Origin of the sequence: Thalassospira sp. (assembly GCF_048059015.1) — a bacterium.
In the GTDB taxonomy this organism is placed as follows: domain Bacteria; phylum Pseudomonadota; class Alphaproteobacteria; order Rhodospirillales; family Thalassospiraceae; genus Thalassospira.
Genome location: NZ_JBLLNT010000020.1, coordinates 1 through 16,057 on the forward strand (window position 1 = coordinate 1; position 16,057 = coordinate 16,057).

Below are 16,057 nucleotides of genomic sequence, written 5' to 3' on the forward strand. Positions count from 1 at the left end.
CGGGGCGGTCTCGAAAACCGTTGTGCGCTTGCGTACCCAGGGTTCGAATCCCTGTCTCTCCGCCACCCACCCCTGACATTTCTGGATTGCCAGCTTTCTTCGGGAATAGTGGCGAGATATCGGGGACTTGGCGATCTCATATTTCAACAGAGACGGTTAGCGACTCCAACTTTGGAGCCAAATCGTCGTTTGTCTCAGTTGGCTATTTGAGGCGGTTCCCTTAGCGCGGCTTCCCTGATTAACAGGGTATTTGCAGGAAATATCATTCGTTTTTGATGGATTCGGGGTGTTTTCGCCGGATTCTGGTCCGGTTTCTTGCATGTTTTCAGCGGGTTAGATGCCATTTCCCTGTTGTTTAGAGAACAGGGAACAATAATTCCCGTATCAGGGAAGCATCGACGCCATAACAGGGATCATGCCTGAAGGAACAGGGATTCTTGGGTTTTCCAGTCCGGCGGGATATTCATCCGGACAAGCCGGTTGGCAGTCACCTCGGGATTGACCGTTCCGTCCAAAATGGCTTCCTGAACTTTCGGCGCCAGGAAAGTGAGTTTCGATCGCGTCCGGATGTAAGCCGGGGTGACACCCTTTTTGTCGGCGATTGTTTTCAGGGGAACGCCGTTCTGCAATTGCTCGACCCAGTCATGGGCCTGATCGAGAAGCTTTATCAATATGAGGTCGGGGCCAGCCTTGTAGTCTCCAACAATGATCTTTCTCTCCACACCCCGCCTTTTTATCTGCCAGGGGACCTGGAAGCAGATGACCGCAGGATCAAGGTCGCCGGGATCAGTCCCCAGTGACTGACAGAGTTTTTCAGGGTCCAGGCAGATCCGTATTTCCTTTGTATCAAGATGGATGTCAGACAGAAGGTCTCTCAATCCTGTCGGGTTGCGGTTTCTCAATTCTGCAACGAGGTTCCGCGCCCTCGCATTCGCCGTCTCGATCCGGCTCAAATTAAGATCTTTGCACAGCGTCATGCGCGAAGCATGCGTTTCCAGATGATCCGCGACCATATCGGCAATCTGCTTTTCCAGCGCCGGGGCGGACAACCGCCAACCTGAAGAAGTCCTTAACCCCGGTCATTAGCCGGTTCGAGACATAGTATCTGTGCCTTCGCTGACCCTTTGCCGTGTAGCTCGGTGTCAACCGGGCGCCGGTCTCGTCGAAGAGCTTTCCCGACAAGACGGATTGTGATGCCTGCTGGTTTTCAGTTTTGCCTCGCTTACGTTGGCTGGCCAGTGTCAGTTTTTGCTGCACCCGCTCCCAAAGGTCTTCAGAGATGATTGCCTGATGCCGGCCCGGATAGGTTTTATCCTTATGCCTGATCTGGCCAAGGTAGAGTGGATTGCGAAGTATGTAGTAAACCTGCCCCCTGGAAAACGGCTTCCCGCCGGCAACCCTGCCGGTGCTGTATTCCTGCTTCCTCGATACCAGTCCGAGGTGACGGGTTTCCAGTTCAACCGCTTTCAGGCAGCCAAGCGTGTCATATGCCTCGAACAGTTTCCGGACGGTTTGTGCTTCCCCTTCATTGACCACCAATGTGCGCTCTTGCGTATCAGGGTGCTTGTCGTAACCCAGCGGACACACACCTCCCATCCATAACCCCTTTTTCTTTGACGCCGTGATCTTGTCCCGAATGCGTTCGGCCGTAACCTCGCGTTCGAACTGGGCAAAAGACAAAAGCACATTCAGGGTCAGACGCCCCATGGACGTCGATGTGTTGAAGGCCTGTGTAACCGATACGAACGAACAGTTCGCTGCGTCCAGACGCTCCACCAGTCTTGCAAAATCCGTCAGCGAGCGCGTCAGGCGATCGATCTTGTAAACCACGACCATCTGAATGCGGCCGGCATCGATGTCTTCCAGCAAGCGCTGGACTGCCGGCCGGTCCAGCGTTCCGCCCGAGATGCCGCCGTCGTCATACCGGGTCTTGCTGAGCTTCCATCCTTCATGTCTTTGGCTGGCGATATAGCTGGCGCAGGCCTCATGCTGCGCATCCAGCGAGTTGAATGCCTGATCGAGACCCTCGTCGGAAGACTTCCGGGTGTAGATGGCGCAGCGGATGGTGGTTTTGCTCATTGTGTCTTCCCAAGACCGAAGAAGCGCGGTCCCGACCAATGGGCCCCCGTAATCGTTCTGGCGATGACGGATAGGGATCGATAGGTCTTTCCATTCCATTCAAAGCCGCGATCCGTCACCTCGACGCTATGGGTGATGCCGTTCCATTCCCTCAACAACCGGCTGCCTATCTGCAGGGCCTGCCTATTCCTGTCTTGAGGTTTCTTCAAAGCCGCCTTCCCCAGACGCTGGCGGAAGGTCTTCGCCAATCCGCCATGCAGCCGGGCCTGTGCTTCAAAGCACAGGACCTGGCGCAGGAAGACCGTGCTCATTCGATGCGGAACGGGTTCGGGACAGACGTCCTTCCACGTGCCCAGAAGTTCGTCCCTGCTCATTTTGTGTATGTCTGTAACATTCATGGCCTGCCTCAATCTTTAATTTTCACAGAAGCAGTGACGCTCTCTTCAGGCGACAAGTCCACGTCTTATCCGGCATTCAGACGACCCCGTATCCGGTCGGCTGCCGTTGCACAGGCCGATTCGCACGAATCAGAACAATTTGGCAATTTACTTGATTCTGCAGGGCAAAAATAAAGCGTAATTACAATGACTTGGGTGTTTTACTAGGTAGAGCCAGTAACCTGATGTATTTTTGCTCAACGGTCAGTCAGGCTTTTTGCTGGGGCAGACCGTCCAATCATAAAGCCAAATACGCAATTGGGAGGGTTCGCATGCCAAAGCGGATCAGCCCCTTTGGTACCTTTACGATTGGAGACATTTTTCATGACCGCTCACGTTGAACACCTCAAACCCGATACCCTTAAACCCTGGGCCAACAACGCCCGCACCCATTCCAGCAAACAGCTGAAGCAGATTGCCGATAGCATCCGGCAGTTCGGTTTTACCAATCCCGTTATCATCGATGACGACAACAGCATACTGGCCGGGCACGGCCGGGTCGAAGCCGCCAGGGCTCTGGGGCTGGAGACAGTGCCCTGTCTGCGCCAGGACCAGATGACGGAAGCAGAGAAGCGAGCCTACGTTATTGCCGACAACAAGCTCGCCCTGAACGCCGGATGGGATGACGAGTTGCTGGCAGCAGAGCTTGGGGCGCTCTACGAACTGGATCTCGACTTCGATGTGGAGATCACGGGGTTTTCCATTGCGGAGACGGATAACCTGATTGAAGGCCTGTCCATGGAAGAGCAGGGCAATCCGGACGACGACCGCATCCCGGAAGCCCCGCCCGCACGATGCAAGCCCGGAGATCTCTGGCACCTCGGATCCCATCGGTTGATCTGCGGCAATGCGCTCGAGCCGCAGGTCGTCGAGCAGCTTATGAGTGGCTACAAAGCCAGCATGGTCTTCACTGACCCGCCCTATAATGTTCCAATCGACGGGCATGTTGGCAACTCAGGCAAAATAAAGCACCGGGAGTTTGCAATGGCTGCCGGCGAGATGAGCCGGAATCAGTTCACCACGTTTCTTCGCACCACTTTCCAACAGCTCCATGATCACAGCCTCAACGGCTCGATCCACTTCATCTGTATGGACTGGCGCCATATGCAGGAACTCCTTGAGGCTGGCCATGCTGTCTATGACGAGCTCAAGAACATGATTGTCTGGATCAAGGATAATGGCGGCATGGGGACATTCTACAGATCCCGGCACGAACTCATCTTTGCCTTCAAGAAAGGAACGGCGGCACACATCAACACGTTCGAACTCGGCCAACACGGTCGCTATCGAACCAACGTATGGGAATGTAAAGGCGTCAATACCCTGCGCGCCGGCCGGATGGACGAGTTATCGATGCACCCGACGGCAAAGCCTGTCCAGATGATCGCCGATGCGATCAAGGACGTTTCCGGTCGCAACGACATCGTTCTCGATCTTTTCGGCGGATCGGGCTCGACCCTGATTGCCGCAGACAAGACGGGCCGCAGGGGGTTCCTCTGCGAACTTGATCCCGTCTACTGCGATCGAATCATCGCCCGCTGGGAAGGCTATGCACACGACGAGGCGGTTCTCACAACGGAACACGAACCGATGGAGGCGGCCCAATGAAAAAGAAGGTCGCTCCTGATTATGAAGTGGGGTTTGGGATGCCCCCGAAAGAGACTCGGTTCAGGAAAGGACAGTCCGGCAATCCAAACGGACGCCCGCGGGGCTCAAAGAACAAGCCGAAGCTCGTCTCCGATGAAAAGCTCAACCAGATAATTCTGGATGAAGCCTACAGAGATATCCGCGTCAATGAAGAAAAAGGTCCGGTGACAATGCCCCTGGCGCAGGCCGTGATGAGATCAATATCCGTCAAGGCGGCGAAGGGTGATCACAGATCCCAGAAGCTACTGACCGACATGGTCAAACAGATAGAAGCGGCGGAAACCGCTCTGCGCCAGGAAGCCATGGAGGCGATGATCACCTACATCAACGAAGCTGATTTCGAACTTGAGCGCAGGAAAAGGTTAGGCACAACCGGTCCTGACATAATCCCTCATCCCGACGACATCAGATTTAATGAGCACACGGGGCTTCCCTATTTTACAGGTCCTCTGACCTACGCACAGAAACGTAAGTTTGAGGAAATCCTGGAAACCATCGAGTTACTCCGCAAAAGGAGAGCCGGCAACTGTGTTACTGGGCGTATTGTTTTCGATCTCTTAACATGGCGTTGAGGCAAGTGAGCAGTTTTCTTGCGACGGCGATGATGGCGATTTTCTTAGCAGGCGCTCTGTCGGCGATGCGGTTGTAGAAGGCGTTCATGCGTTTGCAGGATCGGATGGCGGCGATGGCGGCCATGTAGAGCGCTTTGCGAACCCGGCGCCGGCCGCCGGCGATGCATCGTTGTCCTTTGAGCATGCCGCTGTCGTGGTTGTAGGGGGCGAGACCAGCAAGAGCTGCGATGCGTTTCGGGGATGTTTTCCCGAGTTCGGGCATCAGGGCCAGCAGCGTTGTCGCCGTGACCGGCCCGACCCCGGGCGCTGTGGAGAGGATACGGTTGTCGTCGGCGAGGCTCTTGCCGTCCCCGACCATTGTATTGATCCGGCGTTCGAGGATATCGATCTGTCTTGAGAGGAAGCCGACGGTCTCCGCGATACAATCGGCGACCGCATCGTCCGCCAGGTCTTTCAGCCGTCCCTTTTCTGTGGCGCGCATGGCGACGAGCTGGTCGCGGCGTCGCACCAGAGCGGTAAGCCGCTCTCGTTCGGTGTCGATGGGCGGGTCCGCCTCAGGCTGGAGTTTATGGCCGAGATCGGCGAGCAGGCGGGCGTCGAGGGCGTCTGTCTTGGCGCGCCGGCCGCAGGCCTGGGCGAAGCGTCGGGCCATCGTCGGGTTGACGCGGGCAAACACGACGCCGGCCTCCGCCAGTCCGTGCCGCAGGCAACGGTCGTAGATGCCGGTCGCCTCAAGGATGACGAAGCGTTTCCCGTCCGTGAAGGACCGAACCGCTTCGGCGACGGCGGCGTCGGTGTTGTCGATCCGCCACCCCTTGCGGGTTGAGGCATCGTAAAAATCGAGATGATGTTTTGAAACGTCGCATCCGACGTAAGCATGGTGTATGGTCATAGCGCCTATCCCTGTGCTGCGAGGTCTGTTGCAACCAGCCTCGTGCAACTGTTCAGGTTGGTGTTAAAAAACCGGGAAGGGACCGAGCCGGCTCTCGGCTTGCATAGCAGCCTGGGACCCAACGGTCTCCTTCCCGGAACCAATTTAACACCAATCCGACACACAGGGGCCGATATGGCACTTGATGATGAAGCAAACGAAGAAGAAAGAGCGAAATTGCAAAGCCGTATTAAAATCGCAGACAAAGTCATCAAAAAGCTTGATGCACAAATACAGGGATGGAGACCAAAGGGCTGATTCAAGGCCTCCATAAAAAATGAACGCACAGAACCGGTCGAGATAGCACCAGAACGTGATCAAATTGTCAGGCCATCATTCGTTGTGATGGCGTGATCTAGAGTTAACCTACGTCCGGATGATCCGTCGTAGGTTATGTTGGTTGCGGGGACCTGCAACCGACGTTACTTGCATGTAAACTTTGCTCAACTTTGACGTCCAGAGGCACACAGAAAACAGACTGATCGGCCAGAACTATGCTTAGTCAGCTATTGACCCTGGCTGTGTGAAAACGCTCTTGTGTTAGAATCTCACTGTTACCTGAAGTGGGGTTTTTCATGAAGCGATTTGTCGAGGGTGTATCGCGGGATCAGGCGAGTTTTCTGCCCGAGTGCCTGGACGACTTTATCGGCGCGGACAATCCGGTCCGGGTGGTTGATGTGTTCGTTGACGCGCTCGATCTCCGGGATCTGGGGTTCGAGCGGGTCGATCCACGCTCGACGGGGCGGCCGTCGTATCACCCGGCGGTTCTCCTGAAGCTCTATATATACGGCTATCTGAACCGGGTGCAGTCGAGCCGCCGCCTGGAGCGTGAGGCAGGCCGCAACGTAGAAGTCATGTGGCTCCTGGGCCGACTGGTTCCCGATCACAAGACCATCGCCGACTTCCGCAGGGATAACGGTCCCGAGATCCGCAAGGTCTGTTCCCGGTTTGTAGAGTTGTGCCGACGCATCGGGTTGCTGGCCGAGGCCAGTGTCGCCATCGACGGTTCCAAGTTCAAAGCGGTCAACAATCGTGACCGGAACTTCACCAAGGCGAAGATGGCGCGGCGGACGAAGCAGATCGAGGAAAGCGTTGAGCGCTATCTGCATCAACTTGATAGCGCCGACAGACAGGAACCGACGGAAGCTGTCAGGTCCCGGGTTGTCCGGCTGCATGAGAAGATCGATAAGCTTCAGGCCGAGATGCAACGGCTGAAGGCCTTGGAGGTCGAGATGATGGCCTCGCCCGATGAGCAGGTTTCGCTGACCGACCCGGATGCGCGCTCCATGGCCACCAGCGGTCGGGGATCAGGTGTTGTCGGCTACAATGTGCAGGCGGCAGTGGACACCACCCATCACCTGATCGTCGCCCATGACGTTATCCAGAGCGGGAGCGACCGGTCCTCTCTGACCCCGATGGCGGAACTGGCCAAACAGGCGTTCAAGGTCGACAAGATCGACGTTGTTGCCGACCGGGGGTATTTCAGTTCGGAGCAGATCAAGGCATGTGCCGATGTCGGGGTCACGCCGACGCTGCCAAAGCCCGTGACCACTGGCATGAAGGCCAAAGGGATATTCGGCAAGCATGACTTTCGCTATCTGGATGGCCAGGACATTTACATCTGTCCCGCCAATCAGACGCTATCGTTTATCTCCCACAAACGAGAGACGGGCGGCCTTAACCTACGACGATATGGGGCGACGGCGTGCAAAGCCTGCGCGATGAAGGCCCGTTGCACCACCGCTACCCAGCGCGTGGTCACCCGATGGGAACACGAGCACCTGCTTGATGACGTACAGCGCCGTCTCGACAATAATCCCCTGGCCATGCGCATCCGCCGGGAGACGGTGGAGCATCCGTTCGGGACCATCAAGGCCCGGATGGGCGCGACACACTTCCTGATGAAACGATTGAAGAACGTGAAAACGGAAACGGCTTTGAGCGTGCTCGCCTACAATCTCACCAGGGTCATGAACATTCTGGGAACCGGGCCGCTGATCCACGCCATCAGGGCCTGACAGGCCGGTCTGCGCTTGCTATTCCCCGGCAAATCGTCGCTCAGCCGTCCCTTAGGGCAACTATCCGGCCCGCTCGGGCCAGAATCAACGAAATCGCTAACAGTCCGGCGATCCAAGCTCGCCCCTCAAATCACCGCTCGACCAAAACGTTTTCACACGGCTAAGACCCAAAGAGGACTAAGCGTACCGACGTTTCGTTTCTCAGTTACTCCCAACACGTCTCACCCTGATCACGCAGATCATGGTGCAGCTTGCGGTAACCGTAGACCTTGCCGCTGTCCTGCCGGGCCTGTTTGATAAATGCAGTCTGGCGGTTGTCTTCCTTGGCTCACTTGCTGACCGGTGATTTCAGCCACGCACAAAACCTGCTGGGATGGATGCGTAGACACCAGCACATCGTCTGCAAGGAAAAGCGAAGACAATGGCCCGCAACGAACGCGCACTTCATTTGTTCGGCAAGACCCTCGGACCAATGGCGGGATCATGCCTCACCCCTGGCGAAATACTCTGATGCATGAGAAAACTCCTGAGACCTGGCTTAACGGCCAAATCATCGCACACTAAAGAGGTGCAGCGGCCGTCCACAGCATCAGGTCAGCCCAAAGGCCCGTTATCGACGTGTTCAGTTATTCTTATTTGAAAGAAAATAAGCGCCGGGTGAAGTTGGTAGCGACTTGTGGACTCAATCATACAAGCGAAAAGGGATGATGAATGTCGCCAGTAGCGTCGGATAACTTAGACATGTCTGCGTCATCGTCTGGGAAACTAGGAAAGCGCCGATCGCGGGAGGCTCGGAAGCAGGCTCGGCTTGAGGGGCCATCCTATTCATCGGGGCCGATCCGGCCGGGTTTCGAAGGTGGGCAATACGCACCGCTATCACCGAACGACGTAAAAAAAGTGCATGAGACAAGTCTCTTCATTCTCGAAAGCTACGGCATCGCGAGTCCAACGGATTCGTGGCGAGAACGGGTCATCGCGGCCGGCGGATGGATGAACGAAAAGGACCGCTTGTGTTTCCCGCGTACTCTCGTCGAAGACATGATCGCCAAGGCTGGCCGCAACTTTACGCTCTACGGTCGGAAGGAAGAATACGATATCCTTCTTTCAGGGAAACGAACGTACTTTGCCGGCTCCACGGCCGCCATCAAGTATCTTGATCCACATACTGGCACCTATCGCAAAACAACGCTTAAAGATCTGTACGATATGGTTCGGCTTGCCGATGCGCTCGAGAATGTTCATTTCGTACAAAGGCCGATTATCGCGCGTGATCCAGCACTGAGTGATTCAGATAAACTTGACACAAATACTGCATATGCTTCGACAGCCGCTACGGCGAAACACATCATAACCACTTTCTTTCAGCCAAAAAGTATTCGAAATGCGATCAGCATGTGCGATCTGTCTGTCGGTGGATCGGGCAATGGCGATATATTTCTGAAGCGACCATTCCTGTCGACAACCTGCACGATCGTTGTTTCGCCGCTGAGGTTCTCGCAAAAATCCTGCGATTTGGCGGATGCTGCTGTTCTAGCAGGAATGCCTTTGACGGTCGCGACAGTGCCGCAGTCTGGTGCGACTTCGCCAGTTACGCTCGCCGGTACAATCGCCATGGGAAACGCGGAAGCCCTGTCGGGGTTCGTGGCTCTGAACCTGCTCAAACCGGGACATCCGTTAACGTTCAAGAACTGGCCCTTCGTATCGGACTTGAGAACTGGCGCATTTGCAGGCGGCGGCGCGGAACTTGGACTGATGATGGCGGGTGTGGCGCAGATGGCGCAGTTCTATGATATTCCTAGCTCCTGTGCGTGCGGCATGACCAGTTCCAAGATACCGGATGCGCAGTCGGGTTGGGAGAAAGGTAATCTGAGTACGCTTGCCGCGCTAGCCGGCTGCAACCTGATTATGATGACCATGGGCGGTCTTGCTGACAATGTAGGTTACTCGCCGGAGGCACTGCTCATCGACGAAAGCATGATGGCAGGACCGATCCGTAGTGTCCGCGGAATTGAAGTAACTGATGCATCGCTGGGGCTTGAGTTGATCGAACGCGCGATAAACGGACCGGGCCATTTTCTCGGTGACAAAGTGACCCTGGAACTAATGGAAACGGAGTACGTCTACCCGGATCTGGCAGATCGAAAAAGTATCGATGAGTGGGAGGAACAAGGGGCGAAAGATATTCGTGAACGGGCGCGTTCGAAAATGTTCAATCTACTTGAAACACATTTTCCGACATATATCGACCCTGACTACGACAGGGCTATTCGGGAACGTTACGATATCGCCCTGTCGCCGGACGATATGCGGCCCGCAAAATAGAACTCGGAGTACTTTCTGAATATATCGTAACAACTTATGACTACAGGCAGTTAGAATGGATTTGAAACGTATAGGATTACTGTCGCCGCCAAAATGGTTCAGCTATTGCGATGATGAACTGGTGAAAGTTGGACCTGAGAATATTCGAGTAATGAACGCGCAAATCCGGATGCCGCGTGATTTCAGGTACGATCTGGACGAGATAACCCAAGCACCAGATGAGCTTTTGGCGGCTGCCCAATCTCTCGCGGATAGTGATACGGATTTCGTTGCTCAAATCGGCACACCGTTTGCTATGGTTCACGGTTGGGATGGAGCGAATGATCTGGAACGGAAGATTGAAGGAAAAATTGGCAAACCGTTCGAAATGATGGGTTTGTCGTTACCGCGCGTTTGCCGAGAAATGGGAATAGGATCAGTATCCGTCTGCACCGTGTTCTTTACAGAGGACTGGACAAATGCCTACAGGAAGTTCCTGGAAAACACTGGTTTGAAAGTCCTCTTTATAGGCAGCTTCTCTGAGCTGGATATTCTCGATCAGGTGACAATGCTCGAGTTATGCCAAGGTCACGATATCTGCACCAAGCAAACGATGATCAACACCGTGGCGCGCTGCTGTGAAAGGGCGCCGGATGCGGAGGCTGTGCTTCTGGCCGGATTGCCATGCCCTCAACTTGACATGCTGGATGAACTGGAAGCTCAGGCGGGTAAACCGGTAATTAGCTATCCGGCGCTCTATTCAAGAATACTTAAGCGACTGTCTCTGTCTGCAAAGCCCGGGTTCGGCTCTATGTTTAATTGAGGCAATAAAATTTCTTCGTTGAAAAGGCACAGAAGTTGAACAATCAGGTAGATGAGCATTCCTCATTTTTGTGCAAGCTTCAAGACGCAGGGCCGCCAATCACAAAGGAGAAGAAAGAGTGAGATGACGGAACACTATCGCGTTCTTATCGTCGGCGGTGGGGTGGTCGGGTGTAACATCCTGCATCACTTGACGTTGGAAGGGTGGACCGACATAGCCCTCTGTGAGCGGAAAGAACTAACCGCCGGGGCCACATGGCATTCTTCCGGCCATATCAGTTGCTATACCGGCAGTCCGCTGTTGACTGACTTCGCCCTCTACACGCGAAGCCAGTTGAAGCCCATCGTCGAGGAAACCGGCCAGGAAATCGGCTTGCGTGAAACTGGCAGCTTGCGGCTCGCCGTCGACGATGAAGCATACGCTCGCTTCGAGCAGTTTCCCCATACACCGGTCGGTGAATCAACCGGTGCGCGGATGGTCAATGCCGAGGAATCACTTGCTCTCTGGCCCTTGATGCGCCCCGGCGGGTATGTTGGAGGCCTGTTTATCCCAGCCGACTGCCATCTGAATGCCGCCGATCTCACTCAGGCGTTGTCGAAGGCGGCACGCGCCAAAGGCGCGACGGTGAAACGTCACACGGAAGTTCAGGAGTTCTCCAAAGGTGCCGCTGGTGAGTGGATTATAGAAACGTCGAAGGGCCGGATAACGGCCGATCACATTGTTCTCGCTACCGGAATATTCGCACGTCGCACATTTGCCAAGTTCAATATCTCATTGCCGAGTGCCGTGGTATCGCATCAATACCTCGTCACCGAACCCGTATCCGAAGTTCTGGATCATCGCTCGAAGAGCGACCGACCTCTTCCTATCCTTCGGCAACCAAGCAACGGGATGAACGTTCGTGAAGAAGGCGAGGGCTTGTTCATCAGTCTGTATGAACAGAACACGCATGCGATCTGGCCCGAGGGGCCACCTGCAGATTTTGGTATGGAGCTTTTCCCCGAAGATTTCGACAGCATCGAAGACGCATTTCTGGAGGCGATCGACCGAGTGCCTTGCCTAGAACGTGCCGGGATCAAAAGCATCGTTCATGGCCCGATGCCCTGGAGTTCGGATTTCGCGCCTCTCGTCGGTCCCGTGCCGGCCACTCAGGGGCTATGGGTCGCTGAATGTGCTTCCTATGGTGTGATCTGGTCCGGTGGGATCGCGCGTGCATTGGCCCGTTGGATTGTACATGGCGACCCGGGCCAGGATGCATCCGAAATCGATTGCCGCCGGTTTGGAAGTTACGCGGACGACGCCTGGTCGGATAGCCGTGCAGTCCGCATGTATCAGGGCGTGTTCGGCAGTGGCAAACGACCGGCAGCTCCCCTCCGGTCATCACTCTACGACCGGCTGGAGGCTGCTGGCGCATCGTTTGACGAAATCTACGGAACCGACTGTGCCCTGCGGTTCCCCGATGCATATGACCACCTGTCGAAAGACGCCTGCGGAGTTGGCTTCAGTGGCTTGAGTGCCCTACATGAGCCGTCTCCACGAACTATCCTTCGAATTAGCGGACAGAATGCTGCTGACTTCCTGGCTGGAAATCTTCATGGCGCCTTTCCGCTAAAGAATGGGGAGAGCGCTGTTTCCTTGAGGCTTTCTCCGCGCAATACGGTGGAAACGGTCTACACTGTGAAACGTGTTGCAAGTGATGAGTTCGTTTTAGTCGGGGAGACGGTATGCGAACGGCGCGAACATGACGCGTTTATCAAACTGGCGTCGGATTGGGAACATGTCACGATAGAGAATGACTCTGTCGCCAAATGCTGCCTTGTTCTCCTTGCAGGGGGTGAAATTTGCAAAAAAGTCTTGGCTGCCCTCACTGGGCTGAACGTCCTGACGCTGCCTCTGCACGATCTAGGTGGTGTTGGACGCTACCTACTCGTTCATTCTTCGGATATCCATGACGATGTATTCGATACCTGTCTCTCAGCACTGGGTGACGCTGGGACCGTCAATCTCGGCATTGCGGATTATTCCAATCTGCGCACGGCGTACCGGGAGCCGGTTCCAGAAGTGGACATCACCGGAAACTGCTATCCTGACGGGCAGGAGCTTCTGTCCCACCGGACGAACAGTGAAAATGAAACTGCTGTGCCTCGAAGACTGGCCTCGATCGACTTTGTTACCGACACATCGGGTGATGTATATGCGGGCGCAAGCATCATTAGCAAAGACCGTAATCAGATAGGCCGGCTGACTTCTGTTGTTGAACTCAACACTGACCTGTCGCCCAGCGGTGAGTTAAGATCGTGGCGCGCAACGGGGTTCGTCGCACCGGATAGCACGACAGAACTGTCTGGCCATACCGTCAGGATTGGGTGTGCAGACGCATCCATTTCGAGTTTCCTCGTGATTGATTTAGTACTTCCTGAAGCAGCGGAAAACTGATCTAGTCGCAATACTCCCTTATTTTTGTAATAAGGGAACCAGGTACTTCAACGCCTTCGTTTGCGGCTATCGATTGATGCTTAATTCGCTTCTCTCCTGGCAATCTCACGCCGTCTTGTTTCAGCATCTCGGACAGCAGCACCTCTAAACGGTCGCGAAAGGCAGGCCCTGCGAAGGTTTCGGGGTGTATGGCGATAAAGAATTGACCGATACCGGGAGGACCACCACTGTCGTCACCCAAATCCGAAGCCTCGAAGGACCAGTTCGCACCGGTGAGACCAGCAGCCATGATCTCTACAAACAAACCGATCGCGCTTCCCTTGTGACCGCCCGCAAAGGCGACACTTCCGCCATCTAGGACGGAATTCGGATCCGTGCACGGATGACCCTCTCTGTCGAGCCCCCAACCTTCCGGCAGTGACAATCCTTCGGCCCTATGACGTTTTATCTCAAGCCTGGTTGTAGCGGCGGGGGATAGATCAATAAGTAGGGGCGAGCAGTTGCTTCGGGGCACACCAACAGCGATAGGGTTTGTCCCAAAGACCGGGCGATGTCCACCGAAGGGCGCCATCGTCGGCGAGGCATTCGTGAAGGTTATTCCGACAAACCCGGCTTGGGCGATTCGGTCACTGAACCAGCCGATAACACCGGATGCATAAGAACGGAAAGTCCGAACCCGGCAATTCCGGTTCGACGAGCGGTGTCATAGAATTGCTTTTCACCAGCCACGAAGGCGGCGTGAGAAAAGCCATGCTTTGCGTCGCCAACTAAGCCGGAGACTCCCGCAGGTTCGATATTCGGTTCCGCAGATCCGTCAACCTTTCCAATTCGCAGATGCCGACAATAGACTGGCAGATATTCTAGACCGATCAGCCGTATCCCGTCTGCTTCTGCATCGCGAATACTTTCCGCGACGACCGCAGCCGTATTCGGTAACGCTCCAGAGTTTTCAAGCGCTAAGTAAGCAAGCTCTTCAATCTCATCGAGACTTAAGCGTTCTAACATAACTCTGATCACTTCTTTGCCGTTGTTTAACTACAAGAGTTCGCCTCTTTGGGCGGAAATACAAATGATCAAATCTGAAGCAAACATTAACTTCTTCTAACGCGTAGTTATTGATCACATTACTTAAAATGAATTGCCGGGACAGCAAATTCTCTTGATCATTATCGAAGCTGTTTGACGATGAAATTAAAACATAATGCGTTAGAATTAGAGTTGGAAATACTGAATGTCAGAGCAACGATCTCGCCGTGGTGGTGGCCGCTCAGCAAAGCGCAAAGCAGCGACAGTGCCGGATACCGAAAAGTTTGACCCCAAGGGTGTGGAAAGCGGTGCGCTGAAGAGCTTGACTGGTAGTGACAAATCCAGAATTCACGATGCCGCGCTAGAGATTCTGGAAACGGTTGGTTTCGGCGAAGCGCCAGAATTGACCCAGAGGATATTAACCGACGCCGGATGTTCTGTGACAAATACAGGGCGCATACTGTTCCCGCGGTCGCTTGTCGAAGACACGATTGCAAAGGCAAACAAATCGATCGTCCTATATGGCCAGAAGCCCGAGCACGATTTGGATATCAGCGGTAGCAAAACATATTTTTCAACCGGCTGCGGGTCGGTCCGGGTTGTAAACCCGCAGTCGCGAGAAGTGCGAAACACAACGGTCGCGGATATCTACAATTTCGCACGTCTCGTGGATACTCTGGACAATATCCACATGTTTCATCGGTTGGGAATACCGAGCGACATTGCCGATACCGATGATGTCGATATCAATCTTTGTTACGCCTGCGTCCGTGGAACGTCAAAACCTGTATCATCTTCATGGTTCAATGGTGAGAATGTTAGCCGGTCAATCGAGATGATGCATCTGATCGCTGGCGGAGAGAAACAGTGGCGGGCGCGCCCCTTTGTAGTCAACACATGCTGTTATGTTGTGCCGCCGCTGAAGTTTGCGCCCGAATCCTGTCTAGGGTTGGAAAATGCCATTCGTGGCGGCATGCCGGTCCAATTAACGAGCTCCGGCCAGCAAGGTGCAACTGCACCTGTCACGGCAGCAGGAACGATCGTCCAGACGATGGCGGAAGTCCTTGGCGGTCTTGTCTATGCCTACTCCGTATCCTCGGACGCCAAAGTCCTGATGGGAACCTGGCCGCTTGTTTCCGATCTACGAACCGGCGCCGCCACGACTGGCAGCGCCGAACACGCTATCGTCTCTTCGCTCGCCTGTCAGATGTCCCGGTTTTACGGCATTCCGAACGGCTGCGTTTCCGGCATTACCGATTCCAAATTGCCGGACGTCCAGGCCGGTTATGAGAAGGGTATCCAGCATGCCGTCATCGGCCATTCCGGCGGCAATATCATGTTCTGCGCTGCAGGTGCGCTAGCCGGTGGACTTGGGTGTAGCTCCGCCGGTGTCGTAATCGACAACGAGATTATCGGAGCTGCACTCAGATCCGTCTCAGGTTGTGGAATGTCAGATGAAGAATTGGCCGTGGACGCTATTCGTGAAGTCTGTATCGACGGGCCCGGTCATTATCTCGGCCGGGATGAAACACTTCAGAGGATGAAGTCTGACTTTCTGTATCCGATGGTTGCGGACCGCGCATCCATGAACGATTGGCTGACCAGTGGCAAGCGGTCGATCCTGGAGAACGCTCAGGACTATGCCAACGAAACACTCAGTAAGCATTTTCCTAGGCATATAGCCGATGCCACAGATTTTATCATTCGGGAGCGGTACAATATCTTCCTTGATGAAGAAACGTGCCACGCCGAGGACTGGATCAAGTTATCACACGCGGCAACCTAAG

Annotated in this window: 12 protein-coding genes and 2 pseudogenes; 8 read left to right on the plus strand and 6 right to left on the minus strand. The window is 54.8% G+C overall.

All coding sequences use genetic code 11. The features are described from left to right. Positions 1–413: 413 nt before the first annotated feature. The 3 genes from ACMZ66_RS20660 to ACMZ66_RS20670 are packed head-to-tail and all read right to left on the minus strand — an operon-like array spanning position 414 to position 2,477. Positions 414–1,013 (minus strand): hypothetical protein, encoded by a 600-nt coding sequence (locus ACMZ66_RS20660; RefSeq protein ID WP_416940227.1) that lies wholly within the window; start codon positions 1,011–1,013, stop codon positions 414–416. Then, the gene (locus ACMZ66_RS20665) at positions 955–2,079 is read right to left on the minus strand and encodes a recombinase family protein (protein WP_416940229.1); all 1,125 of its coding nucleotides are present in this window, start codon (positions 2,077–2,079) and stop codon (positions 955–957) included. The genes ACMZ66_RS20660 and ACMZ66_RS20665 overlap by 59 nt, the downstream gene beginning before the upstream one ends. After that, positions 2,076–2,477 carry a DUF2924 domain-containing protein gene (locus ACMZ66_RS20670; RefSeq protein ID WP_416940231.1) on the minus strand — a complete coding sequence of 134 codons (402 nt, stop codon included), beginning with the start codon at positions 2,475–2,477 and terminating at the stop codon, positions 2,076–2,078. Before ACMZ66_RS20670 ends, ACMZ66_RS20665 begins: the two co-directional genes overlap by 4 nt. 363 nt (positions 2,478–2,840) lie before the next feature. Here ACMZ66_RS20670 and ACMZ66_RS20675 point away from each other — a divergent pair, with 363 nt between their 5' ends. After that, on the plus strand, positions 2,841–4,124 hold the full coding sequence (locus tag ACMZ66_RS20675) for a site-specific DNA-methyltransferase (protein WP_416940233.1): 1,284 nt from the start codon (positions 2,841–2,843) through the stop codon (positions 4,122–4,124). Then, positions 4,121–4,735, plus strand: coding sequence for a DUF5681 domain-containing protein (locus ACMZ66_RS20680; protein ID WP_416940235.1), 615 nt, complete (start codon positions 4,121–4,123; stop codon positions 4,733–4,735). Before ACMZ66_RS20675 ends, ACMZ66_RS20680 begins: the two co-directional genes overlap by 4 nt. On the opposite strand, the gene ACMZ66_RS20685 is transcribed toward ACMZ66_RS20680, so the two are convergent. Continuing rightward, positions 4,695–5,627, minus strand: coding sequence for an IS110 family transposase (locus tag ACMZ66_RS20685; protein ID WP_416940237.1), 933 nt, complete (start codon positions 5,625–5,627; stop codon positions 4,695–4,697). The genes ACMZ66_RS20680 and ACMZ66_RS20685 overlap by 41 nt on opposite strands. 174 nt (positions 5,628–5,801) lie before the next feature. Here ACMZ66_RS20685 and ACMZ66_RS20690 point away from each other — a divergent pair, with 174 nt between their 5' ends. Both ACMZ66_RS20690 and ACMZ66_RS20695 read left to right on the plus strand, forming a co-directional pair. Beyond that, positions 5,802–5,924: a hypothetical protein gene (locus tag ACMZ66_RS20690; protein ID WP_416940239.1), complete on the plus strand. Its 123-nt coding sequence runs from the start codon at positions 5,802–5,804 to the stop codon at positions 5,922–5,924. Between the two features lie 317 nt (positions 5,925–6,241). After that, positions 6,242–7,684, plus strand: a complete 1,443-nt coding sequence (locus ACMZ66_RS20695) for an IS1182 family transposase (protein WP_416940241.1) — start codon at positions 6,242–6,244, stop codon at positions 7,682–7,684. Between the two features lie 214 nt (positions 7,685–7,898). Here ACMZ66_RS20695 and ACMZ66_RS20700 read toward each other — a convergent pair. Continuing rightward, positions 7,899–8,135, minus strand: a pseudogene (locus ACMZ66_RS20700) (IS3 family transposase); the annotation flags it as partial. Positions 8,136–8,425: 290 nt separating this feature from the next. Here ACMZ66_RS20700 and ACMZ66_RS20705 point away from each other — a divergent pair. The 3 genes from ACMZ66_RS20705 (at position 8,426) to ACMZ66_RS20715 (ending at position 13,244) form a co-directional block, all read left to right on the plus strand. Then, complete coding sequence (locus ACMZ66_RS20705; RefSeq protein ID WP_416940243.1) at positions 8,426–10,006, plus strand: trimethylamine methyltransferase family protein; 1,581 nt, start codon at positions 8,426–8,428, stop codon at positions 10,004–10,006. A gap of 55 nt (positions 10,007–10,061) precedes the next feature. Next, positions 10,062–10,808 (plus strand): hypothetical protein, encoded by a 747-nt coding sequence (locus ACMZ66_RS20710; protein WP_416940244.1) that lies wholly within the window; start codon positions 10,062–10,064, stop codon positions 10,806–10,808. Positions 10,809–10,931: 123 nt separating this feature from the next. Further along, positions 10,932–13,244: an FAD-dependent oxidoreductase gene (locus tag ACMZ66_RS20715; protein WP_416940246.1), complete on the plus strand. Its 2,313-nt coding sequence runs from the start codon at positions 10,932–10,934 to the stop codon at positions 13,242–13,244. Between the two features lies 1 nt (position 13,245). Here the strand turns inward: ACMZ66_RS20715 and ACMZ66_RS20720 are convergent. Next, positions 13,246–14,249, minus strand: a pseudogene (locus ACMZ66_RS20720) (Ldh family oxidoreductase). 226 nt (positions 14,250–14,475) lie between these two features. On the opposite strand from ACMZ66_RS20720, the gene ACMZ66_RS20725 reads away from it, so the two are divergent. After that, complete coding sequence (locus tag ACMZ66_RS20725) at positions 14,476–16,056, plus strand: trimethylamine methyltransferase family protein (protein ID WP_416940248.1); 1,581 nt, start codon at positions 14,476–14,478, stop codon at positions 16,054–16,056. The last annotated feature ends 1 nt before the right edge of the window (position 16,057 follow it).

Excerpts from the sequence above, each read along its gene's own strand:
- ACMZ66_RS20660 (WP_416940227.1), bottom strand. The coding sequence starts at position 1,013 with ATGGTCGCGGATCATCTGGAAACGCATGCTTCGCGCATGACGCTGTGC.
- ACMZ66_RS20665 (WP_416940229.1), bottom strand. The coding sequence starts at position 2,079 with ATGAGCAAAACCACCATCCGCTGCGCCATCTACACCCGGAAGTCTTCC.
- ACMZ66_RS20670 (WP_416940231.1), bottom strand. The coding sequence starts at position 2,477 with ATGAATGTTACAGACATACACAAAATGAGCAGGGACGAACTTCTGGGC.
- ACMZ66_RS20675 (WP_416940233.1), top strand. The coding sequence starts at position 2,841 with ATGACCGCTCACGTTGAACACCTCAAACCCGATACCCTTAAACCCTGG.
- ACMZ66_RS20680 (WP_416940235.1), top strand. The coding sequence starts at position 4,121 with ATGAAAAAGAAGGTCGCTCCTGATTATGAAGTGGGGTTTGGGATGCCC.
- ACMZ66_RS20685 (WP_416940237.1), bottom strand. The coding sequence starts at position 5,627 with ATGACCATACACCATGCTTACGTCGGATGCGACGTTTCAAAACATCAT.
- ACMZ66_RS20690 (WP_416940239.1), top strand. The coding sequence starts at position 5,802 with ATGGCACTTGATGATGAAGCAAACGAAGAAGAAAGAGCGAAATTGCAA.
- ACMZ66_RS20695 (WP_416940241.1), top strand. The coding sequence starts at position 6,242 with ATGAAGCGATTTGTCGAGGGTGTATCGCGGGATCAGGCGAGTTTTCTG.
- ACMZ66_RS20705 (WP_416940243.1), top strand. The coding sequence starts at position 8,426 with ATGTCTGCGTCATCGTCTGGGAAACTAGGAAAGCGCCGATCGCGGGAG.
- ACMZ66_RS20710 (WP_416940244.1), top strand. The coding sequence starts at position 10,062 with ATGGATTTGAAACGTATAGGATTACTGTCGCCGCCAAAATGGTTCAGC.
- ACMZ66_RS20715 (WP_416940246.1), top strand. The coding sequence starts at position 10,932 with ATGACGGAACACTATCGCGTTCTTATCGTCGGCGGTGGGGTGGTCGGG.
- ACMZ66_RS20725 (WP_416940248.1), top strand. The coding sequence starts at position 14,476 with ATGTCAGAGCAACGATCTCGCCGTGGTGGTGGCCGCTCAGCAAAGCGC.